This window comes from Enterococcus sp. AAFC-DPL-6103 (assembly GCF_058216595.1).
In genome coordinates, this window is the sequence record NZ_CM177102.1 from 1,104,450 (window position 1) to 1,128,751 (window position 24,302).

19 protein-coding genes are annotated in these 24,302 nt (G+C 37.5%); 16 read left to right on the plus strand and 3 right to left on the minus strand.

Translation table 11 applies throughout. From position 1 onward, the window contains the following. Positions 1-101 precede the first annotated feature (101 nt). The 4 genes from nifJ to glmM all read left to right on the plus strand — a co-directional run bounded on the left by nifJ (position 102) and on the right by glmM (position 7,422). The gene (gene nifJ, locus AC4BC3_RS05430) at positions 102-3,785 is read left to right on the plus strand and encodes a pyruvate:ferredoxin (flavodoxin) oxidoreductase (RefSeq protein WP_490467174.1); all 3,684 of its coding nucleotides are present in this window, start codon (positions 102-104) and stop codon (positions 3,783-3,785) included. A 188-nt stretch (positions 3,786-3,973) separates the two neighbouring features. After that, on the plus strand, positions 3,974-4,861 hold the full coding sequence (gene cdaA / locus AC4BC3_RS05435) for a diadenylate cyclase CdaA (protein WP_067484300.1): 888 nt from the start codon (positions 3,974-3,976) through the stop codon (positions 4,859-4,861). Beyond that, a complete protein-coding gene (locus AC4BC3_RS05440) occupies positions 4,858-5,997 on the plus strand; it encodes a CdaR family protein (protein ID WP_490467175.1) in 1,140 nt (379 codons plus the stop codon). The genes cdaA and AC4BC3_RS05440 overlap by 4 nt, the downstream gene beginning before the upstream one ends. Before the next feature lie 69 nt (positions 5,998-6,066). After that, complete coding sequence (gene glmM, locus AC4BC3_RS05445) at positions 6,067-7,422, plus strand: phosphoglucosamine mutase (RefSeq protein ID WP_206908869.1); 1,356 nt, start codon at positions 6,067-6,069, stop codon at positions 7,420-7,422. 188 nt (positions 7,423-7,610) lie between these two features. On the opposite strand, the gene glmS is transcribed toward glmM, so the two are convergent. Further along, positions 7,611-9,419 (minus strand): glutamine--fructose-6-phosphate transaminase (isomerizing), encoded by a 1,809-nt coding sequence (glmS, locus tag AC4BC3_RS05450; RefSeq protein WP_206908872.1) that lies wholly within the window; start codon positions 9,417-9,419, stop codon positions 7,611-7,613. Between the two features lie 414 nt (positions 9,420-9,833). Between glmS and AC4BC3_RS05455 the strand changes: the two genes are divergently transcribed. From AC4BC3_RS05455 to yihA, 7 genes are all read left to right on the plus strand, one after another. Next, complete coding sequence (locus tag AC4BC3_RS05455; protein ID WP_206908874.1) at positions 9,834-10,124, plus strand: hypothetical protein; 291 nt, start codon at positions 9,834-9,836, stop codon at positions 10,122-10,124. A 23-nt stretch (positions 10,125-10,147) separates the two neighbouring features. Then, complete coding sequence (gene sppA / locus AC4BC3_RS05460) at positions 10,148-11,176, plus strand: signal peptide peptidase SppA (RefSeq protein WP_490467176.1); 1,029 nt, start codon at positions 10,148-10,150, stop codon at positions 11,174-11,176. Position 11,177: 1 nt separating this feature from the next. Beyond that, on the plus strand, positions 11,178-11,858 hold the full coding sequence (locus AC4BC3_RS05465; protein ID WP_490467177.1) for an RDD family protein: 681 nt from the start codon (positions 11,178-11,180) through the stop codon (positions 11,856-11,858). 253 nt (positions 11,859-12,111) lie between these two features. Continuing rightward, positions 12,112-13,047: a hypothetical protein gene (locus AC4BC3_RS05470; RefSeq protein WP_206908881.1), complete on the plus strand. Its 936-nt coding sequence runs from the start codon at positions 12,112-12,114 to the stop codon at positions 13,045-13,047. Between the two features lie 161 nt (positions 13,048-13,208). Beyond that, entirely contained in the window at positions 13,209-14,495 is a 1,287-nt protein-coding gene (gene tig / locus AC4BC3_RS05475; RefSeq protein ID WP_206908883.1) for a trigger factor, read from the plus strand. Between the two features lie 236 nt (positions 14,496-14,731). Next, the gene (gene clpX / locus AC4BC3_RS05480) at positions 14,732-15,982 is read left to right on the plus strand and encodes an ATP-dependent Clp protease ATP-binding subunit ClpX (protein ID WP_206908884.1); all 1,251 of its coding nucleotides are present in this window, start codon (positions 14,732-14,734) and stop codon (positions 15,980-15,982) included. Positions 15,983-16,046: 64 nt separating this feature from the next. Then, positions 16,047-16,640: a ribosome biogenesis GTP-binding protein YihA/YsxC gene (yihA, locus tag AC4BC3_RS05485; RefSeq protein WP_206897760.1), complete on the plus strand. Its 594-nt coding sequence runs from the start codon at positions 16,047-16,049 to the stop codon at positions 16,638-16,640. 43 nt (positions 16,641-16,683) lie between these two features. On the opposite strand, the gene AC4BC3_RS05490 is transcribed toward yihA, so the two are convergent. Beyond that, positions 16,684-16,848, minus strand: coding sequence for an SPJ_0845 family protein (locus AC4BC3_RS05490; protein ID WP_206908886.1), 165 nt, complete (start codon positions 16,846-16,848; stop codon positions 16,684-16,686). A gap of 133 nt (positions 16,849-16,981) precedes the next feature. Here AC4BC3_RS05490 and AC4BC3_RS05495 point away from each other — a divergent pair, with 133 nt between their 5' ends. The 5 genes from AC4BC3_RS05495 (at position 16,982) to AC4BC3_RS05515 (ending at position 22,289) form a co-directional block, all read left to right on the plus strand. Beyond that, on the plus strand, positions 16,982-18,310 hold the full coding sequence (locus tag AC4BC3_RS05495; RefSeq protein ID WP_490467178.1) for a hypothetical protein: 1,329 nt from the start codon (positions 16,982-16,984) through the stop codon (positions 18,308-18,310). A gap of 10 nt (positions 18,311-18,320) precedes the next feature. After that, positions 18,321-18,509: a hypothetical protein gene (locus AC4BC3_RS05500; RefSeq protein ID WP_206908890.1), complete on the plus strand. Its 189-nt coding sequence runs from the start codon at positions 18,321-18,323 to the stop codon at positions 18,507-18,509. A 166-nt stretch (positions 18,510-18,675) separates the two neighbouring features. Further along, on the plus strand, positions 18,676-19,428 hold the full coding sequence (locus tag AC4BC3_RS05505; protein WP_206908892.1) for a DeoR/GlpR family DNA-binding transcription regulator: 753 nt from the start codon (positions 18,676-18,678) through the stop codon (positions 19,426-19,428). After that, positions 19,425-20,339 carry a 1-phosphofructokinase gene (gene pfkB, locus AC4BC3_RS05510; protein ID WP_490467179.1) on the plus strand — a complete coding sequence of 305 codons (915 nt, stop codon included), beginning with the start codon at positions 19,425-19,427 and terminating at the stop codon, positions 20,337-20,339. Before AC4BC3_RS05505 ends, pfkB begins: the two co-directional genes overlap by 4 nt. A gap of 18 nt (positions 20,340-20,357) precedes the next feature. Further along, positions 20,358-22,289, plus strand: coding sequence for a PTS fructose transporter subunit IIABC (locus AC4BC3_RS05515; RefSeq protein WP_206908896.1), 1,932 nt, complete (start codon positions 20,358-20,360; stop codon positions 22,287-22,289). A 377-nt stretch (positions 22,290-22,666) separates the two neighbouring features. On the opposite strand, the gene AC4BC3_RS05520 is transcribed toward AC4BC3_RS05515, so the two are convergent. Beyond that, positions 22,667-24,202, minus strand: coding sequence for a ClC family H(+)/Cl(-) exchange transporter (locus AC4BC3_RS05520; protein WP_490467180.1), 1,536 nt, complete (start codon positions 24,200-24,202; stop codon positions 22,667-22,669). Between the last annotated feature and the right edge of the window lie 100 nt (positions 24,203-24,302).

Below are 24,302 nucleotides of genomic sequence, written 5' to 3' on the forward strand. Positions count from 1 at the left end.
GAAGTATGTGAATAAATGCTCGAAATTTATTTTTATTCCCATCGAATTTACGGTATAATGAAGCAGATTACTCGAGAGAAACTGAACAAGGATGATGATAAATGCGAAAAATGAAAACCATGGATGGGAACACAGCCGCAGCATATATTTCCTATGCGTTTACCGAGTTAGCTGCTATCTATCCAATTACACCAAGTTCAACAATGGCAGAATTAGTCGATCAATGGTCGGCAGCAGGAAAGAAAAATCTATTTGGGCAACCAGTTAAAGTTGTTGAAATGCAATCAGAAGCCGGCGCTGCTGGCGTGGTTCATGGCTCCTTGAAAACGGGGGCTTTGACGACTACTTATACAGCATCACAAGGCTTATTATTGATGATTCCAAACATGTACAAAATAGCTGGGGAATTATTGCCAAGCGTTTTCCATGTGGCAAGTCGAGCAGTAACGACTAATGCGTTAAATATTTTTGGGGACCATGGCGATGTGATGGCTGCTAGACAAACGGGATTTGCCATGCTATCAGAAAGTAGCGTCCAAGAAGTAATGGACTTAGCACCTGTAGCTCACTTAGCCTCAATCGAAGCAGAAATTCCTTTCATGAATTTTTTTGATGGCTTTCGAACGAGTCATGAAATTCAAAAAATCGAAGTATTGGAATATGGTGAGTTAGCTCCGTTGATTAATCAAGAAAAGTTAGCGAAATTCCGTCAACGGGCAATGAATCCGAATCATCCGACAGTTAGTGGAACTAATCAAAATCCAGATATCCATTTTCAACAACGAGAAACGATTAACCAATATTATGAAAAACTTCCGGAAATCGTTCAAAAATATATGCAAGAAATCAATCAATTGAGAAATACCAATTATGATTTGGTTACGTATCATGGTGCGGAAGATGCAGAAGAAATCATCATTTCCATGGGATCTGTTGCGCAGACTATTGAACAGACAGTTGAATATCTAAACAAAAACGGACGTAAAGTTGGTTTTTTGAATATTCATTTGTATCGTCCTTTCCCCGTTAAAAACTTGCTGGAAAAATTACCAAATACGGTCAAATCAATTGCGGTTCTTGATCGAAGCAAAGAACCAGGGGCTGGCGGAGAACCATTACTACTAGATGTTCAAAGTGTGATGTATGACGCAGAAATTCGCCCAACAATTATTGGTGGACGTTATGGTCTGGGTTCAAAAGATGTTACTCCTGATCAAATCGTTGCTGTCTTTGACGAATTACAAAAAGAAAAATCGCAAATGAAGACACGCTTTACGATAGGGATTGTTGATGATGTTACTTATACCTCACTTGAAAAACGAGACACACTTGATTTAACAAACCCAACAACTTATCAAGCGAAATTCTGGGGATTTGGCTCAGATGGAACAGTCGGTGCAAATAAATCTGCGATAAAAATCATTGGCAATCATACGAATAAGTATGTACAAGGTTATTTTCATTATGATTCTAAAAAATCGGGGGGCTTGACGGTTTCACATCTTCGTTTTGGTGACACACCAATCCGTTCGACCTATTTAGTTGAGCATGCTGATTTTATCGCCTGTCACACACCAGCATATTTGCATAGTTATGATTTGGTTAAGGGATTGAAACCTGGCGGAACGTTCCTATTGAATACGATTTGGAACGATGCACAACTTGAAACCCATTTACCAACAAAACTAAAAAAATATTTAGCACAAAATGACATTCAGTTTTATACAATCAATGCAATGAAACTTGCACAAGAAGTAGGCCTTGGTCGCCGAATCAATACAGCAATGGAAACAGCCTTTTTTAAATTAGCCAATATTATTGATTTTGAAGAGGTCTTGCCAATTTTAAAAGAAGAAGCGCTAAAAAGTTATGGTCATAAATCAATGACGATCGTGGAAAAAAATACGCAAGCGATTGATCGAACAGTGGAACTTCTTCATAAAGTGACTGTTCCAGAAAGCTGGAAAACCCTTGAATTACCTAAAAAAGTCGCTCGTAAACAGTCAAGCTATGTAGAAGAAATTCTCGTACCTGTGAATGCGCAAGAAGGTAATGAATTATCAGTAGGAACGTTAGTGAGAAATGGAATGACAGCAGGTGAAATGCCAGTAGGAACAGGTGCTGTTGAGAAACGTGGTGTAGCGCTTGAAGTTCCTGAATGGATCAGTGACCGTTGTACTATGTGTAATGAATGTGCATTTGTTTGTCCACACGCAGCAATTCGTCCGTTTTTAGCAGATGAAGAAGAGATGGAAGAAGCACCAGAAGGGTTCATCGTTCGCGAAATGCGAGGGGCAGATGGACAGAAATATCGGATCCAAGTTTCTGTGGAAGATTGTACAGGTTGTGGACTATGTGTCGAAGCTTGCCCTGCTAAAGGAAAAGCATTAGTGATGAAACCTTACGAAGAACAAAAAGAACAAGCGGTCAATTGGGCGTTTGCCATGACATTACGTCAAAAAGAAAATCCGGTTAAAGGAAAAAATACTGTATTATCAACTCAATTCAATCAACCGCTATTGGAATTTTCAGGTGCTTGTTCTGGTTGTGGTGAAACACCTTATGTGAAATTATTGACTCAGATGTTTGGAGATCGAATGATGATTGCTAATGCAACAGGTTGTTCTTCAATTTGGGGTGGAGCATCGCCTGCGTCGCCTTATACGACGAATGAATGCGGTCAAGGACCAGCTTGGTCAAATTCCTTATTAGAAGATAATGCTGAGTTTGGTTATGGTATGTTATTGGCTGCGCAAACGCGACGTGAAGCCTTAGCTAAGTCGATGAGTGAAGTTTTACCAAAAGTTTCGTCAGAATTACGTCTATTGATGGAAGACTGGTTGAATCATTTGTTTGATAGCGAAGGCACACAACAACGGGCGGTAAAACTTCAAGCTGCAATAGAAGCGGAACTTCAAACTGTACCAGAGCTAGCAATGATTTATCGCGAAAAAGATTTGTTTGTAAAAAATAGCCAATGGATGATTGGTGGCGATGGTTGGGCATATGATATTGGTTTTGGCGGCATCGACCATGTGATTGCTAGCGGGGCAGATGTCAATATTTTGGTTTTGGACAATGAAGTTTACTCCAATACTGGTGGACAAACATCGAAAGCAACACCAGCTTCAGCAATTGCTAAATTTGCTGCTAGTGGGAAATATGCAGCGAAAAAAGATTTAGGCAAAATGGCGATGACTTATAATAATGTTTATGTTGCGCAAATCGCATCGGGCGCAAACCAAATGCAAACAATCAAGGCGTTCGAAGAAGCTGAAAAATTCCCTGGACCATCTCTGATCATTGCCTATACACCATGCATCACGCATGGCTTGTTTGGTGGAATGAAAGAATCTATCAAGGAAGCAAAAGAAGCTGTTTCTTCAGGTTACTGGTCACTGTATCGTTATAATCCAACTTTGCTTGAAAAAGGAAAAAATCCAATGACATTGGACTATAAAAAACCAGATTTTTCAACGATGGCAGAGTTTATGCGTAAACAAGTTCGTTTTTCTTCGTTAGAAAATACAAATCCGCTAATGGCTAAAGAACTATTTGAAAAAACTGTTCACGATGCAAAAAATCGCTTTTATAGTTATGCATTGATGTCTGGTGAGTTAGAAAAAATCAAAGCGAAGTTAGAACCTGAATCGGTTTCGGATAGATCCGAGAAAGAACAAAAAGAAAGACGTGTACGAAAAGAACGCCCTGTTGATCTTGAAGCGCAAGAAAGACGAGCGAAACGACGCGAAGAACGTGCAAAACGTCGGAAAGAACAAGAATAATAAAATAAAAGATTTGCTAATGACACCTTAACGGTAAAAATTAGCAAGTCTTTTTTTGACAAGAAAATAAATTGTAACTTTCTTGAAAAAAATGTGTTTTTATCTGGAAAAACGAGGCAGAAAACTCTTTAAAGAACAAACATATGATATAATAGGAAAGAAATCTCAAAAGAGAAGAGAGGCTTTTTATGTCATTTCAAATCGGGGAACTTTTTAATTTGAATTATTGGCAGCAAATGCTTTCTGGTGATTTTTTATCACTAAACTTTTTTGTGAACATACTTGATATTCTGGTTGTCTGGTACTTAGTGTACAAGCTGATCCAGCTGTTAAGAGGAACGAAGGCCATTCAGTTGCTAAAGGGAGTTGCGATTTTTATCGTGATTCGGATTTTAGCAGAAATAATTGGACTTCATACACTATCCTGGTTGATGAATCAAGTCATTACCTATGGTGTTATCGCAGCAGTTGTCATTTTCCAACCTGAAATTCGTCGCGGATTGGAGCATCTTGGAAGAAGTTCGCTATTTAAGCAAACGAAGAGTGAACAACAAGAAGATGAAAAAATGATTTTGTCATTCGATAAAGCGATCCAATATATGTCCAAGCGGAAAATTGGTGCATTGGTCACAATCGAACGTCATACAGGATTAGATGAGTATATTGAAACTGGAATTGCGTTAGATGCAGATATTACGGGGGAATTACTGATTAATATCTTCATTCCAAACACGCCACTTCATGATGGGGCCGTTATTGTAAAAGACGGTAAAATTGCAGTGGCTAGCGCATATTTACCTTTATCTGAGAGTATGTTGATCCCAAAAGAGTTTGGGACTCGTCACCGCGCAGCTGTCGGTATCAGTGAAGTCAGTGATGCGATTACGATCGTTGTCTCTGAAGAAACAGGAGATGTCAGTATCACTTTAGATAACGAATTGATTACTGGTTTATCTCAAGAAGAATATTTAGCAATCTTGCGTCGTGAATTGATTGCAGATGAAAAAACAAAGAACAGAAAAAATGTTCTTCAATCCTTCCTAGATGGCATGACTAAGGGAGGGGGTCGTAAATGATCTCAAAAGAAAAAAGAACCAGTATTTTTTATGGATTTATTGCTTTAATGTTTAGTATTGTTTTGTATTTCAATGCAAACAATCAATCAACTCAAAGTGTCCTTTCTGGTTCTGAATCCTACACGCAAACTGTGAGTGATGTGCCTATTCAGTTATCTTACGATTCTGAAAAATATTATATTCACGGTTTTGTCACTACGGCAAAAGTGAAACTTACTAGCGCCAATCGCGTTCAGTTAAATGCGGAATCAAATATTGATACGCGAACATTCCGTTTGAGCGCGGATTTAACTAAGCTAAACGAAGGAACCCATGAAGTTTCACTAAGAGTCAGAAATCTTAGTAGCGCAGTGAATGCAAAAGTTGAGCCAACTACAATCACGGTGACGATCGAAAAAAGGGTGAAAAAAGATTTTGAAGTAACAACAATCTTACCATCTGAAACAACACCTGCAGGTTATCGATTGGACACAGTTTCAGAAACACCAGAAAAAGTGACGATTACCACAGGTGATAAAACGTTGGCAGAAATCAATCAAGTAGTTGCTAAAGTCAATGCATCTGACGTGACAGATGATGGTATCAATAGTAATGTAGCTGTGCAAGCTTTAAACAGTGCGGGAGAAGCGTTAAGTATCATTGCTGATCCAGTGAATGTGAAAGTCCAAGCAGATGCAATCAAACCGACAAAAACGGTTCGACTTTACGGGACGCAACAAGGAGTTCGAGCGGATGGTGTGAAAAGCTATGACTTTAATTTTGCGAAACTAGAAGCAGAAGTAACAGGAACGAGTGAGTTATTGGAACAACTGGGAGATAGCATTGCCGTTCCAATCGACGTGTCAGGAATTACACATCGCTTGACGAGAGAATACAAGATCCCGGTCAGTGATGGGTTAAGTGTTTCGCCAAAAAAAGTGAGTGTTGAAATCACACCAGTGTTAGAAGAAACGACAAGTAGAAGTTCGTCTTCACGTTCAGAAGGTACTACAGATCGTTCATCAACCACACAATCTGGAACAAACACAACGAAAACGACCACATCGTCGACGTCAGATACATCGACAAGTTCAGATACACAGACTTCGAGTACTGAAGAATCGACGAATGAAACGGTTGATTCAACCCAAAACTGATGGATGGAAGCGAACAATTGAATGGGAAAATTTCTTAGAAAATGAAGTTAAAGGAGTAAGTTAATCGTTATGGGTAAATATTTTGGAACGGACGGTGTCCGTGGAGAAGCAAATAAGGAGTTAACGCCGGAATTAGCGTTCAAATTAGGACGTTATGGAGGATATGTTTTAAGCCAACACGAAGTTGAAGGAAAACGTCCTCGAGTTTTAGTTGGTCGTGATACTCGTATTTCTGGACAAATGCTTGAATCGGCTTTAGTTGCAGGTTTGTTATCAGTAGGGATTGAAGTCTTCCAATTAGGTGTAATCTCAACACCGGGTGTAGCTTACTTGACTCGTTTACAAAAAGCAAGTGCGGGGGTGATGATTTCTGCATCACATAATCCTGCACAGGATAATGGAATCAAGTTCTTTGGAGCAGACGGATTCAAATTGGTCGATGACCAAGAATTAGAAATCGAAGCTTTGCTTGATGCGCCAACGGATGAGCTACCAAGACCTTCTGCTGAAGGATTAGGGACTGTCGAAGAATTTCCAGAAGGATTATTGAAGTATTCGCAATTTTTAGTCCAAACAATCAATGGTGATTTATCAGGACTAACGGTTTGTGTTGACGCAGCAAATGGAGCAACAGCAACTTCTGTCAATCGTTTATTTGCAGACTTGGAAACGGATTTCTACACGATGGGAACAAAACCAGACGGCTTGAATATCAACGACGGCGTCGGCTCAACACATCCAGAAAAATTAGCTGAGATGGTTGTTGAAAAAGGTGCAGATGTTGGTTTAGCGTTTGATGGTGATGGCGACCGAATCATTGCGGTTGATGAATTAGGAAATATTGTTGATGGCGATAAAATCATGTTTATCTGTGCGAAATATTTAGCAGAAAAAAATCGATTGAAAAAAGATACTATTGTAACAACTGTTATGAGTAACCTAGGTTTCCATAAAGCAGTTGAAGGAATCGGTTTGAAAGATGTAATCACTCAAGTTGGTGATCGCTACGTAGTGGAAGAAATGCGTAAAAATGACTATAACTTTGGTGGCGAACAATCTGGTCACATGATTTTCCTAGATTTTAATACAACTGGTGATGGCATGTTATCTGGTATTCAACTGTTGAATATTATGAAACAAACAGGCAAAAAATTATCAGAGCTTGCTAGTGAAGTAACGATTTATCCGCAAAAATTAGTGAATATTCGTGTCAGCGATAAAAATGGTGCAATGGAAGTTCCTGCAATCAAGGCAGTGATTGATGAAGCAGAGGCTGAAATGAATGGGGAAGGCCGTATCTTAGTTCGCCCTTCAGGAACAGAACCGTTGTTGCGTGTCATGGCAGAAGCGCCAACTGATGAAAAAGTGAATTACTATGTTGATAAAATTGCTGCAGTCGTTAAAGCAGAAATTGGGATCGATTAATTGAAAAAAAGAGTCAAAGCGGATTTTCGTTTTGACCTTTTTTTGCTCTTTCCTAAAAGAAAGTTCCATCCACAAAATGCAAAGTATTTTTTCACTTTTGTGGATGACTATCAAAAAAAGAAGTAGCCGTGAGAAATTCACGGCTACTTCTTTTTTGCGTTGATTGGGGAGACTAAAAGTAGAATATCTTATTCAACGGTTACAGATTTTGCTAAGTTACGTGGTTTGTCAACATCGAATCCGCGTAACAAGGTCGCATAGTAAGCAAGTAATTGAGTAGGGACAACTGTTGTTAACGGCGTGAAGAATGGATGAACGGTTGGTAAAATTAACTGATCGTTTTCTTTTGCTAACGCTTCGGTTGAAATGACTAGCGTGTTTGCACCACGGCTTTCAACTTCTTTTAAATTTCCACGAGTATGAGCACCAGTGATAGGATCACTAATGATTCCAATTACTGGAGTTCCTTCTTCAATTAGGGCAATCGTTCCGTGTTTTAATTCTCCGGCAGCAAAACCTTCTGCTTGAATATAGCTGATTTCTTTTAATTTCAATGCTGCCTCAAGAGAAACGTAATAATCAGAGCCACGTCCAATATAAAAAGCATTTCGTGCATCATTCAAGTATATAGTAGCCAGTTGCTCCAAGTATTCTTTTTGAGTGATGATTGTTTCCATCGCACTTGCTGCTAAACTTAGTTCATGAGCTACATCGAAATCCAAAGAAAGCATGTTTTTATTTTGATCACCAACAGCTTTTGCTAACAATGTTAAAACAGCGATTTGAGCAGTATAAGCTTTCGTTGAAGCAACAGCAATTTCTGGTCCAGCATGTAATAAAACAGTGAAGGAAGCTTCTCTTGATAACGTAGATCCAGCTACATTTGTAATTGTTAACGAAGGAAGCTCAAGCTGATTGATTTTCACTAATACTTGTCGACTGTCAGCAGTTTCGCCACTTTGACTTAGAAAAATGAAAAAGGGTTTTCTTGAAAGCAAAGGCATGTGATAACCAAATTCACTTGCTAAATGGACTTCAACTGGTATTTCTGTCAATGTCTCTAAAGCTTGCTTTCCAGCAAGACCGGCATGGTAGCTAGTACCACAAGCAACGATATAAATACGGTCGCTGTCAGCAAGTGTTGTTACTAGTTCTTGGTCAAGTGCAATCTGATTTTCAGTCGTTACATACGTTTGCGCGATTTTACGCATGATAATTGGTTGTTCATCAATTTCTTTGAGCATGTAATAAGGATAAGTTCCTTTTTCGATGTCAGAAGCATCAACTTGTGCTTCAAAAGAATCACGAGTGATTACATCTCCTTGATAATTTTGAATGATTACGTCATCTGCTGTGATAAGAACCATTTCTTGATCTTCGATTTCAACAAATGTTTTTGTTTGAGCTAACATGGCCATTGCATCACTGGCGATGACGTTGAATCCGTCGCCTAAACCAATCAATAGAGGGCTTTTATTTTTGGCAACATAGATGACATCAGGCGTTGTGCGATCTACTAAACCAAACGCATAAGAACCTTTTGTTAGTTGAAGTGTTTTTAAGAAGGCGTCTTTTGTTGACAATCCATTATTAGCAAATACTTCAATTAAGTGCGCAATGATTTCTGTATCAGTTTCGCCGATAAATGTATGGTCAGCTAAATACGTTTCTTTTAGTTCTTCAAAATTTTCAATCACACCGTTGTGAACCAAAACAAAACGACCGCTTTGAGAAGTATGGGGATGGGCATTTTTTTCTGAAGGAATGCCATGAGTTGCCCAACGTGTATGACCAATCCCAATGCTTCCAGTAACATCTGGTGTTAATCGACTTTTTAAATTTTGGATTCGTCCTTGTGACTTAATCAAATAATCAGCAGAGTCATTTGCAACAAAAATACCGGCAGAGTCATACCCGCGATACTCTAATTTTTCCAATCCATTCACTAATCCAGGAGTAACATTTTCTAATCCAATCATTCCAACAATTCCACACATAAAAAAACATCCTACTTTCTTCAATAAATTTGTCTGATGTTTCCAACTGCATGAGTATGTTTTTGTTCGATTCTCACAAATCGTTTTTTTCATACTCTGTAGAGTGCAGCTCCCTAGGGTCATCCGCCGAAACTTTCGATAAACCCTTTCCTCGTCATCTGGTTATTCAGATCTGGCGCTATCCTTAATGGTCTACTATCCTCTTTTCTCAAAAAAGTTTTGGAAACATTTAAAATAATAACTTTTATCGGGTGTGTTTGTCAATGAAAATCTTTTTTTGTATAATTGGTATATATCTAATTGCCAAGTTTTGAAAAAGAGTTGTCAGAATTTTATTAGAAATTGACTATCATCTTTTCTAGTAGTTCGGTACAATGGAAACAATCATAGATGTCTAATTTATAGGAGGAAAAGATGGAAGCTAAAATAGAAATTCTTACGTTGGGTGAGTTAAAAAAACAATTGAAGGTACTAGAAGAGATGCCAGAAGTAACGGATGAAACAAAAATTTTCTTAGATACTGGTTGGGACAGTATCCAAGAGTTAGCGCCGGATGCGGTAGCTGTGGCAACAGCACAAAAATTTGTTGTTCATGATGAATTGACCAATGAAGCATTTGCGGGCTACGCACTAGAAGAAAAAGCGGAAAAAATGAATGCAGAAGAAGCAACAGAAGCAGTAATCGTAATTAAAAATCTATATTAAACTTGTGAAGTAAGGAGAAAAAAATGAATAAAAAACGGTGGATCGCTGTAGCAATTGCTGCGGGCTTGTTAGTGGTTTCGATGGTAGCTTCAAGTATGACACGACCTGTAAGTGACGAAATCCAGTTGGATAGTTTTAATCGTTTGTTGTATGGGGAGGATGATTTAACAGCAAATGTTCTTGAACCTGGTGATGAATCCAAACAAATCGTTAAGTTAACTGTTGATGGAACGATTCAAGGTGGCGGGTCTTCTGGTATTTTTGCATCCGAAGGGTATGACCATGACAATTTTATGAAACAATTAAAAGAAATCGAAGAAGATGATACGATCAAAGGCGTTTTCTTAGAAGTGAATTCTCCTGGAGGAGGCGTTTATGAAAGTGCTGAAATCGCGAAAGAACTAAAGAAGATCCAAAGCGAACGCAAGATTCCTTTGTACGTGAGTATGAGAAGCATGGCTGCAAGTGGTGGATATTACATTTCAGCTAGCGCAGATAAAATTTATGCGACTGAAGAAACGATCACTGGGTCAATTGGTGTGATCATGTCTGGGTTAAACTATTCTGGGTTATTAGAAAAACTTGGTGTAGAAGACACAACAGTCAAAAGTGGTGCACTGAAAGATATGGGATCAAGCACTCGTCCGGAAACAGCAGAGGACCAAGCGGTATTACAAGCTTATATTGATAGTGCGTATGGTCGCTTTGTTTCGATAGTCAGCGAAGGACGCGACATGCCAGAGGCAGAAGTGAAAAAAATCGCTGATGGCCGCATTTATGATGGTGTTCAAGCGAAGGAAAATGGATTGGTTGACGAATTAGCATTTCCAGATGAAGCACTAGCAGCAATGAGAAAAGACCAGAAACTGGAAGATGCACAGCTAATCGAATATAGTGCTTCTGGCACTGGATTTGCTAGTACTTGGTTTGGGTCAAAATTAGCAGAGTTCCAAGGAATCAAGGCTTCTGAAACGAACCAAATTTTGTCCGTTTTGGAAAATCTTGGTACGGCAGAATCTCCTAAAGCGATGTATTACTACGGAGGTGAATAAAATGACAGAAACTCCGGAAAAACAAACGATAAACGAACAGTCTGAAACAGCAAATGATCCAAAAGTGAATCCGCAACCAGCTGTTGGACCAGATAAAGGATTTTCTCAAAAGGTACTGAATTCTTTTCGTAAAGAAGAACTGACAGAAGAACAAATCAAAGAAAAGCAAGCGGAATGGCAACAATATACAGAAGGCCCTACAGAAAAGAAAAAAATGAATGATTTTCCAACATATTTTTACGCTGGATTTTGGATTCGTTTCTTTGCTTTTTTGATTGATTTGCTATCTATTGGTGCAATTACACGCTTAACGCTTGGCGTGATGAGCCATTTAGGCTGGCTAACAATCAATGATTCTTATCTAAGTGTGTATGGTTTTTTAGGATTAGTGATTTATCTAAGTTATTTTGTTTTATTGACAAAATTAAATCATGGGCAGACATTAGGAAAAATGATTTTCGGCATTCGAGTCATCAGTTTCGATGAAATGCAATTGAGCTGGTCAACTGTTTTGGTGCGTGAGGCGGCTTGTCGTTTTATTTTGAAATTTCCATTACTCTTTATTGGATACATTCCGACGATTTTTAGTCAGAAAAAACAACATTTAGGTGACTACTTCTCAAATACGAGTGTTGTAACAGTTAATTTAATCAAAGCATTTAATCAAGAAATAAATGCTTGATTTCTAAAATTTGTTATTTTTGTTTGAGAATAGTTAAAAGGAAGAAAGACTAGGGCAAAAAATGTCCTAGTCTTTCTTTGAGTAGTAGCTGCGATGAAATGGCGAAATAAAAGTATTGTTTTTGAAGATAAAATTAAAAGATACAGGAAAATCAAAAAATTAATTTGAAAAATTCTTTCTTTCGTGATGATTATAATTTTGATTGTCACGCTTTTTTTGTTTTGTTAAAATGGAAAAGGTTAGGAGGAGTGACATGGTTGGACCAGTTGATTTTCCAGAAAAATATGAGAATTTAATGCGTGTTGCTCAACAAGCACTCGCACAACAAAATTTGGAAAAAGCAAAAGAATTGTTCACCCGCGCGTATGAATTGGAGCCAACGTTTGAAGCAAACAGTTTGCTTGTTTATTGCTTATATGAATTAGATGAGAAGCAAGAGGCTTTGAGCCAAGCAGTAATCCATGAAGCGGAATATTTGAAGCAAGAAGAATTTGCCACTTTTTATTTTGATTTACTGATTGGTGCAAAAGATTGGTTATATGCACGCAAATTAATTGCAGCGACTAATTTTTCGGATCAATTTGAACATGCAATGATTGAAAAAATCCAGCAAGCAGAAAACTTTTCTGGACAATTAGCGAGGCAAAAAATACGCCAAACGCATCAGAAATTGGCGAACATCGCAGAAATGTCGCCAACGGAACAATTAACATTGATTAGTGAGCTTGAGCAATTACCTTATCACGAATTTATCCAAGCAACGAAAAAAATATTGATCCGTACGGATATCCATTTATTTGTTCGCGCAAAACTTTTAGAGCTTCTAGTACAAGTTGGAGAAAGCAAGCCAGTAGCGTTTTTAACAATTGATGAGCAATTGATTGAAGTCGTACCACAAAGCTTACCAAAACCAGCCGAACAAAAAAGCTATCGCTGCTTAAAGAAGTTAGCCCAAGCTTATGAAAATCAAGATGCATTGTTGAGTGCAGGGTTAAAAGAAGAATTCATGATGCAAGCGGCAATCACGTATCCAGTTTTTGATACTTATGTTGGAGAAGCTACAAAGTGGTTTGAGGAAACGATCAATGTGTATCAAGAAACAACAGAAAACTGTTTCACTGAAGCAGAAAAAGAAAAATTTTTAGCAAAACGAGAAAAAATCTTAAATTTGATGCAACAATTTCTTTAGACAGGAATGAACAAACATCAAAAGAAAGAAAAAACTAGTGAAAATCAGGGATTCTGGCTATTCAATATGTTTACAATTTTAAAGCGTTAGTGTACTATTTAATGGTATGCATGAAACGCTTTTGATGTATAAAATGAATTTCAAAACTCGGAGGGAAATAAATGACTGCAACATTTGAAAAAAAAGGCACAAATGATGGTGTTTTAACATTTACGATTGCGCAACCAGAAATCCAAAAAGGACTAACTGTTGCGTTTAATAAAGTTAAAGGAAACTTAAACGTTCCAGGTTTCCGTAAAGGAAAAGTTTCTCGTCAAGTCTTCAACCGTATGTACGGAGAAGAAGCTTTGTATGAAGATGCATTGAACGCTGTATTACCAGAAGCTTATGAAGCTGCTGTAAAAGAAGCTGGAATCGATCCAGTATCTCAACCAAAAATCGACGTTGAAAGCATGGAAAAAGGCCAAGACTGGACAATCACTGCTGAAGTAACAGTGAAACCAGAAGTTAAATTAGGTCAATACAAAGATTTAGTTGTTGAAAAACAAGACCGTGAAGTAACGGATGCTGATGTTGATGCACGTCTTAAACAAGAACAAGATGCACAAGCAGAATTAGTTATCAAAGAAGATGAAGCTGCAAAAGACGGTGACACTGTCGTAATCGATTTCGAAGGATTCGTTGGTGACGAAGCATTTGAAGGCGGAAAAGGCGAAAACTACTCACTTGAATTAGGTTCTGGTTCATTCATTCCAGGATTTGAAGAACAATTAGTAGGTCACAAATCAGGAGACAGCTTAGATGTAAACGTAACTTTCCCTGCTGAATACCAAGCAGAAGACTTAGCTGGTAAAGATGCAACATTCAAAGTAACTGTTCACGAAGTAAAATCAAAAGAAGTTCCTGAACTAGACGATGAATTTGCAAAAGATGTTGATGATGAAGTTTCAACATTAGCAGAATTAAAAGAAAAAATCCGTAAAGAATTAACAGAAGCTAAAGAAAAAGCTGCTGAAGATGCAAAAGATGAAGCTGCTATTCGTTTAGCTGTTGAAAATGCTGAAATCGTTGAATTACCACACGTAATGGTTCATGACGAAGTTCACCGTTCAATGGATGAATTCTTAAACAACATGCAACGTCAAGGAATCTCTCCTGAAATGTACTACCAATTAACTGGTTCTACAGAAGACGATTTGCATAAACAATTCGAAGGTGAAGCTGACTTGCGTACAAGAACAAATCTTGTAATCGAAGCAATCGCAGCTGCTGAGAACTTAGAAGCAACTGAAGAAGAAATCACTGCAGAAATCAACGAATTGGCTGAATCTTACAATATGCCAATCGAACAAATCAAACGCGTGTTGACTGAAGACATGTTAAGACATGACGTAACAATGAAAAAAGCAATTGATTTGATTACTGGAACTGCAACAGAAGCTAAGTAATAATTAAAGATGTAACAGATTTGATCCATCGGTCAAAAATGTAAAAATTTGCTGAAAAGGCTGGGACTTGATTTAGTTTTTTTAAATTATGTCCCAGCTTTCCTTTTTAATAAAAGACGCAAAAAAAGGCTGATTTTCGGTGCTTTTGCTTTTTTTTATTTTATGTTATGATAATTGAAGACTGCAAAGTCGCTGATAGTTTCTTGCATTTTTTTGCAAGCTAAGGGGTGAAGACCATGTATGATAATCCAAGTGGTAATGAGACCGTACGTTGTTCTTTTTGTGGCAAGACCCAAGAAGAAGTAAAAAAAATCGTAGCAGGTCCTGGGGTCTACATCTGTAATGAATGTATCGACCTATGTAAAGAAATAATTGACGAAGAATTTTATGAAGAAGCAGTACGTGAGTTCACAGAAGTACCTAAACCTCAAGAAATTCTTGATGTCTTGAATGATTATGTGATTGGACAAGATCGTGCAAAACGATCATTAGCGGTTGCAGTTTATAATCACTATAAACGTGTCAATCAACAAGCAAGCGAGACTTCAGAAGATGTAGAATTACAAAAAAGTAATATTTGTTTAATTGGTCCAACAGGTTCTGGTAAGACATTTCTTGCACAGACATTAGCCAAAACATTGAATGTGCCATTTGCTATCGCAGATGCCACAAGTTTAACAGAAGCAGGTTATGTTGGAGAAGATGTTGAAAACATCTTACTCAAACTATTACAATCAGCTGATTACAATGTTGAGCGCGCTGAAAAAGGAATTATTTACATCGATGAAATTGATAAGATTGCACGCAAAAGCGAGAACGTGTCAATTACTCGAGATGTATCTGGTGAAGGTGTTCAACAAGCATTATTGAAAATTCTAGAAGGAACAGTTGCGAGCGTACCACCTCAAGGAGGGCGTAAACATCCGCATCAAGAATTTATCCAAATCGACACAACAAATGTATTGTTTATCGTTGGTGGTGCGTTCGATGGAATTGAAACGATTGTAAAAAACCGAATGGGTGAAAAAACAATTGGTTTTGGTACCAATAATCAAAAAATCTCTGATGAGGAAAGTGTCATGCAACATATTATCCCAGAAGATTTATTGAAATTTGGATTGATTCCAGAATTTATTGGACGTTTACCTGTGATGGCAGCGTTAGAAAAATTAACAACAGCTGATTTAGTCCGTATTTTGACAGAACCTAAAAATGCGTTAGTTAAACAATACCAAAAACTTCTTTCTTTAGATGATACTGAATTAGAATTTGAACCAGATGCATTACAAGCAATTGCTAACAAAGCAATCGAACGTAATACCGGTGCACGTGGTTTGCGTTCAATCATTGAAGAAATCATGATGGACGTGATGTTCGATATTCCTTCAGACGAAACTATCGAGAAAGTGATTATCACCAAAGAAGCAGCTGAATTGACGGGTAAGCCGACAATCATTTATAAAGATACAGAGAAAAAAGCTGGATAATGTGAAAGAGGTTGGGACATAACTTTCGAGCTATGTCTTAGCCTTTTTTTAAAGGAGAGAAATTATGAAAGTTCATCAAGCCGATATCGTCATCAGTGCGGTTGCTCCGAAACAATATCCTGAAACGCAATTACCAGAAATTGCGCTAGCAGGACGATCAAATGTTGGGAAATCTTCCTTTATCAATACGCTGATTGATCGAAAAAACTTAGCTAGGACTTCAGGTAAACCAGGAAAGACACAAACGCTGAATTTTTATTTGATTGAAGATGCGTTACACTTCGTGGATGTACCTGGATATGGTTATGCGAAAGTTTCGAAAACGGAACGAGCGAAGTGGGGAAAAATGATTGAGACTTATTTAACGACGCGAGAACAATTGCGAGCTGTTGTTTCCTTAGTCGACGTGCGCCACAAGCCCTCACAAGAAGATATCCAAATGTATCAATTTTTAAAGTATTATGATATTCCTGTCATTGTAGTGGCAACTAAAGCTGACAAAATTCCAAGAGGAAAATGGAATAAACATGAGAGTGAAATCAAGAAGGCGCTTGATTTTGACCATAATGACCAATTTATTTTATTTTCTTCCGTAACCAAAAAAGGAAAAGATGAAGCTTGGAAAGCAATTGAAGATGCAATTGGCTACCAAGCATAAAAAGAACCCCCGCAACTTAACAGTTGCGGGGGTTCTTTTCGTTCTATTTCTTCGTTTTAGTAGCTTTCTTCGCTTTGTTTGTGTCAAGAGTTTCTGGTTTTAAAAAACGGTTGATATCTTCATTAGAAGCTACTTTTTTCTCTGGATCAACTGCAAATGACTCGAAAAGTTTATCGAGATTATCCGTACGTTCGAATTTTAGTCCCATTTCTATCACCTCATTGATAGTGTACCATGTAATTCTTAAAAATCTACTATAATTTATGAAGTCGAAAAATTTGGGATTTTGACATTTATTGGTTATAATTAGATTATAAAAAGATTTGAAAGAGGTGAGAAAAATGCTTGGCGAAGAAAAACTATTAATGACTATGCAGATGAATAACTTAAAGGAACACGATAAATTACAGGAAATAACAGACTGGAGTATATTGGTTCGTTTATTGATCCAGCCGACATTTTTTCGACCTTTTCACGGAGCAACCGAACCCTTTCATTTAAAAAAATTTCAATCCGCGTTAGAGTTAGCAGTAGAGAATGAAAAAATATTTTTTGTCGTGGGGGATGAAGAAAATGAATGCAGCTTTCATTATGAAAATCAACAATTATTGATTAAAAATGTGATCGATCGGCAGGTTTTTAATGGTAAAGAAACGTTGATTCGTGACTATCTTCGGATGAAAATGGCAAAGCATGGTGTGTTTGCCTATCTGCGTGCTTACAGTGAATTCTTGGCACATAATACAAAAGAACTTGATCGACGAACAATATTTGAAACAAAAGAAGAAATTGCTGACCTTCCTAAGATGAAAGGACAACACGGAGAAGTAATCGTGGATTGTAATCATTTTGTTGGTTATGATTTATTTTATCGTGGTTTGTGCTTCACTTCTTGTTGGGAGATGTATTACAGTGCGGCTTACTTCAAAGTTATTCCGAAACCAATTTTTCTTGACATCCAGCAAGTGGAAAGCATTGCTGAGTTAGAAAATCAGGTGCTGAGGATCCAGCTTTATAAAAATCCATTTAACTGGCGGAAAAAAGAAAATCTTCGTTTTCAATCTTACTATCGTGATCAACTGGGGTTTGATCACTTGGCTTGGGATAATGGTGTAGGCTTACTGAAAGAACCCTTTATTGAATACGCGTACACTGATCGAGTAATCCAGTCTGTTCAATATCAAAATCAAAATATGCAACCTGTACCTAAAAAAGCAGCAACATTTTTTGTAACAAGAAGTTATGATATCGAACAAAATCAGTATCGTGAACGTCGCGTAAAAGGAGCTTTAAACGCTCAAGCTTATTTTCCTTGGGTAGATGAAAATCGCGCACAAATGATGTGCTATAAAGTAATTGATCCAACTGTCGCAGTGGATGAAGGAATTCAAGCCTACTGTTATTACATTCGTGAATATTTAGAAGTAGAAGTCCAAGATGAAAAGTATCAAGATTTTCAAGTTGTTTTGAGATTGTACATTCCCCCAGAAGCTTTAGCAAAGTTACCAATTGCTGAGATGAAGATGCAATTAGCCGATGTCAAAATAAGTCGACAAAAAAAGAAAAAAGGAACAATCTTCTTTGACTTGAAAAAAGGAGACAATCATTTAAGAGTCGTTTTCTTGGACTATCGTAAATTAGAAGCATTAACAACTATACAGAGAGTATGAGGTGGAGAAAATGGATAAAAAATTATATTATCGTGTGATGGGACCGACAGTTGTTTTAGCCGCATTCGTTTTATTTATCCCAAATTTTTCGATTCGTTCGTTGGTTGGCTTTTTGATTATATTTTCTGGTTTAGGGACTTACTATCGATTGTCACGAAAAGTAAAAGTTCAACCGATTTATATCAAGAAAGAGAAATAAAAAATAGCAATTCTAAGAGAGACATCCTTGAGATGCCTCTTTTTTTAGTTTTTTCAAGAATATTTCTCCCGTTGAACGTTTTAGAATTTTGTTGAATGTTTTTGAATGTTTTATATTGCAAGCTAATAATTAATATGTTACTATTTGTCGTGAGGAGGTTGTGGAAATGCTTACAGAAGAACGCAGACAGAAAATTTTAGACTTATTAGATCAGCATAAAATTGTTAAGTCGCAAGATCTTGTAACCTTGCTAGATGCTTCCGAATCAACTATTCGTCGGGATTTACAAGAGTTGGAGAATGAAGGCTTTTTGGAAAGAATCCATGGTGGTGCAAAAAAAGACCAACTTTTGGGTTTTGAACAAGCAATGAGTGAAAAAACGCTCAAAAACGTTCAAGAAAAACAACAAATTGCTCGTTTAGCTGCTGATTTGATTGAACCGGATGATGTTATCTATCTTGATGCAGGCTCAACAACGCTAGAGATGATTCCGTTTTTACAAGGGAAAAACGTAACGGTTGTTACCAATTCAGTCAAGCATGCTGCTAATCTAGTTGACTTACAAATACCAACAATCATTTTAGGTGGTCAAGTCAAGCTATCAACGAATGCAGTTTTGGGTTCAAGTAGTGTGGAACAGTTGAGTGCATTTCATTTTAACAAAGCATTTATGGGAATGAACGGCGCACATTTGGTCCAAGGCTTTACGACACCAGATCCCGAAGAAGCAGCACTTAAACGAATTGCGATGAGACAATCCGAAGAAGCATTTGTTTTGATTGATCAAACGAAATTTAATAAGTTGTCTTTCACTTCTGTTGCTCCTTTAGCGGCAGCCACAATCGTAACCGAGCGTTGTCCATTAGAATTTGTCGCAGATTATCGTGACCTGACAACAATTAAGGAGGCTATTCAATGATTTATACAGTAACACTTAATCCATCAATTGACTTTATTGTTCGTGTGGATGGATTAAAATTAGGCGATTTGAATCGCATGACAGAAGATTTTAAATTACCAGGTGGTAAAGGAATAAATGTTTCTCGCATATTAAAACGTATTGATTCAAATTCAACTGCTCTTGGTTTTTTAGGGGGATTTACCGGAGAATTTATTTCTGATTGGTTGAAAAAAGAACACATTCATACTTTGTTTACTAAAGTACATGAAGATACACGTATCAATATCAAATTGAAATCAGATGCTGAAACAGAAATCAATGGCTTAGGTCCAGTTATCTCTAATGAAGAAATCAATGAATTGAAACAAGCGTTAAGTACGGTTGAAGCAGGTGACATTGTCGTGTTATCTGGAAGTACACCTGCAAGTCTTAGAAAAGGTTTTTATCAAGAGTTGATTGAAATCATTCGTGACAAAGGTGCTGATTTCGTGATCGATACTACGGGAGAAGATTTAAAAAATGCTCTGTCAAAAGAACCGTTATTAATCAAACCCAATAACCATGAATTAGCGGAGCTTTACCAAACAACTTTTGAATCAGTTGAAGACATTATCCCTTATGGTCGCAAATTATTGGCAGAAGGTGCACAAAATGTATTGATCTCAATGGCTGGGGATGGCGCATTGTTGTTTACGAAAGAGGGAGCTTATCAGTCGAATGTTTTAGTGCGACCTTTGAAAAACTCAGTAGGCGCCGGAGACTCGATGATTGCTGGATTTATTGGTTCATTTAGTAAACATCATGATGCAGTTGAAGCCTTCAAATGGGGTGTTGCTTGCGGAAGTGCAACAGCATTCTCTGATGACTTAGCATCTCGTGAAATGATTGATTCACTATTACCTGAAGTTGAAATTACAAAAATCGACTAAATATTAAGGAGGATAACCATGAATATTAAAGATTTGATGGTCAAAGAAGCAATGATCATGGATTTGCAAGCAACTGATAAAGCAGGGGCTATAGATGAAATGGTCCAAAAAATGTACGATGCTGGACGCATATCAGATATCGACACATATAAACAAGGAATTTTAGCACGTGAAGCGCAAACATCTACAGGTTTAGGTGATGGAATCGCCATGCCACATGCAAAAAATGCTGCTGTGAAAGAAGCAACTGTTTTATTTGCAAAAAGTAAATCAGGTGTTGACTATGAAGCACTCGATGGTCAACCAACTTATCTCTTTTTCATGATTGCTGCTCCAGAAGGCGCAAATGATACTCACTTGCAAGCTTTAGCAGCATTATCACGTTTGTTGATCAATCCGGATTTTGTGGCAAAATTAAAAGAAGTTCAAACACCTGATGAAGTGCAAGAACTTTTCCAAACAGCTGAAGACGAAAAAGAAGCAGAAGAAAAGGCAGAACAAGCTGCTCAACAAATTGAAACGTTAACTGATTCAGACCGAAAATTTGTCGTAGCGGTAACAGCTTGCCCAACTGGAATTGCGCATACGTACATGGCAGAGGATGCTTTGAAGAAAAAAGCAAAAGAGATGGGCGTAGATATCAAAGTTGAAACAAATGGTTCTGAAGGAATTAAAAATCGTTTGACTGCAGAAGATATCGCACGCGCAGACGGCGTAATCGTTGCAGCAGATAAAAAGGTTGAAATGAATCGCTTTGATGGGAAAAAACTAGTGAATCGTCCAGTAAGTGATGGTATCCGTAAATCAGAAGAATTGATTAATCTTGCGGTTGAGGGAAATGCACCAGTTTTCCATGGTGATAGCAAAAATGATTCATCAGATGAAGGGAATGCTGATGGAACGATCGGTCAACGAGTCTATAAAGATTTGATGAATGGCGTTTCACATATGTTACCATTTGTAATCGGTGGTGGGATTGCGATTGCACTTTCCTTCATGATTGACCAATTTATGGGTGTACCGCAAGATCAATTGGCAAACTTAGGGAATTATAATCAAATAGCAAGCTGGTTCAATCAAATTGGACAAGCAGCGTTTGGGTTTATGTTACCTGTTTTAGCTGGATTTATTGCATCAAGTATCGGTGACCGTCCTGGATTGGTTGTTGGGTTTGCTGCAGGAGCATTAGCTAATGCTGGTGGAGCTGGTTTCTTAGGTGCATTGATTGGTGGTTTCTTGGCTGGTTATGTCATTGTTTTCTTACGCAAAATCTTCAAGAACTTGCCAAAATCATTAGATGGAATCAAAACGATTTTATTTTACCCAGTCTTTGGACTATTGATCACTGGGTTCTTGATGTTAATGGTCAATGTACCAATGAAAGCAATCAATGATGGATTGAACGGTTTCTTGACAAGTATGAGTGGTTCAAATGCCGCATTACTTGGTGCATTGTTAGCTGGAATGATGGCTGCCGATCTTGGTGGACCAATCAATAAAGCAGCTTACGTATTTGGTACCGCAACACTTGCAACAACTGTTGCAACTGGTGGTAGTGTTGTTATGGCATCTGTTATGGCTGGTGGGATGGTTCCACCTTTAGCCATTTTCGTTGCTACTGTATTATTCAGAAATAAATTTAGTAAAGCAGATCAAGATGCTGGTTTAACAAATATTGTCATGGGGCTATCCTTTGTAACAGAAGGTTCAATTCCATTTGCTGCTGCTGACCCAGTTCGTGCAATTCCAAGTTTCATCGTGGGTTCTGCTTTAACTGGTGGTTTAGTTGGTGCTTTTGGTATCAAATTATTAGCACCACATGGTGGGATTTTCGTAGTCTTCCTACTTAGTCATCCTGTATTGTACTTAGTCTTTATTGCGATTGGTGCAGTTGTCTCAGGTGTGATTTATGGATTATTAAGAAAAACGCCAGAAGCTATTGAAGCTTAATTTTTAAAATAGACGAATAATGAAAACTTCTTATCACTCTTTCTTAGAGAGAGCGATAAGAAGTTTTTTTGTCTGGATTATTAACGGTTGTTTCTTCGATTGTATCTTTGAAAACTATGGATACGACAAAAACAACAATTCAATTGAATTGAAACTGAAAGCTTGTCTATTAAACAAAAAAATGAAAAAGAAACGATTGCTTTTTGATCAGAGACGAGAATGATGGAAGCTATCCAAAAAATAAAGAATAGATTAGGCGTTTTTTTCAGTGTACTTGGCATGATTTTGGTTTTTATAGTAATCGATATCAACTATGCACATAAAAAACGAATGATTATGAATAGAAAATTCATAGTCACTCGTTTCATGATGAAAAGCTAAGTTGATTTCATTTTGATTTCTTTTTTGATTGATACCATATTTGCTTCATCTGTCAAAATGACTAGAATATCTCCAACTTTCATTACAGTATCACCGTGTGTAATCAATTCTTTCTTTCCTCGATAAATTGAAATAAGCAACATATTTTTAGGCCAATTAAAATCACGAACCATCATCCCATCCAGTTGGCTTTCAGCTGTAACAGGAAAATCAAAAGTTGTTTTCTTCCCAGATGAATGCTTGGGTTGATTACCAACTAGTCGTTCAAGTAAAGATTCATAAATCGGATGCCCACCCAATAAATCATTTGTGATATAGGCAACCAAAGAAGCAATGCCAAGTGGCATCAAATGATTGAGGGAACCAACCATTTCAGTCACAAGGATAATTGCAGTCAAAGGTGCTTTACCGATTGCTGTAAAGTAACCTGCCATAGCAATCACAACGAAATCTTTCACAAAAACAGGATTCATTCCGAAATAAAGCACAAGCAATTTTCCATACAGACTACCAATCAGAGCGCCTAGTGTCAAAATAGGCAAGAAAATCCCTCCTGGTAAACTACTACCATATGAAATCATGGAGAAAACAAAGCGAATGATTAATAATAAAATAATTCCTTGAAGTGGGGGTGTAATTTGTCCTAAATGGACGACAATTTGATTACCTCCACCTAAAATCGTTGGCCAAAAGTAACCAATCGGTAAGACCAAAATGAAGGGCACGAATCCATGATAATATTCAGGTAAGAGGACTCTTTGATAAAATCGTGGCAAAGCGAGTAATGTTTTTTGATAAATAAAACCAAAGAGTCCTAGAATAATGCCTAAAACAATCAAAGCACCATAATAATGAAAAGGTAAAGAAGGCAACGCCCCTAAATAAAGTACAGGTTTCAGCCCAAAAAAATAAAGTGAAACAGAGTTTGCGACGATTGCTGAAGTAAAAGACGTCAGCCAAACTAAAGGTGAAAATGAATGATGGACTTCTTCAATGACAAATAGTAATCCAGCAATAGGTGCATTGAACGCTGCGGCTAAACCAGCACTAGCACCACTTGAAATCAAAATTTTCTCTTCGGAACTAGATGAACGGAAAAGTCGGCTCATACCTTGCCCAACTGTCGCTCCTAATTGGATTGAAGGACCCTCGCGACCTAAGAAAAGACCTGAGCCCACAGAAAGGATTCCGCCAACCATTTTTTTCCACAAAACAGAAAACCAATGATAGGTCAATTCACCTTGCAATTGGCCCTCGACTTGTGGAATCCCACTTCCTTTGATCGCTGGCTCATGTTTGATCAATTGTCCAACTAAAAAAGCAGCAACCACTGAAAAAAGTAATAATCCTAAGAGAATGGCGGGTGTTTGCTGACTTTGTTGATAAAACAATTGGATTTTTTTGCTTAATGTTTCAATTCCTAATCGGAACAAACTAACCACGAGGCCAGCAAATAAACCGATAAGTATCCCTTTTAAAATGAAAAGAATACGTGTATCATCGAATGTTATTCGTTTAAAGCTTTTTTCCATAGTAAAATTATCCCTCACTTTCCTTTACTTTAGCATGAATTTGACGTGCTGACGAGCTACAAAAAAATTGTTTCAGAAATTCTGATGATTTTCAGCTAGC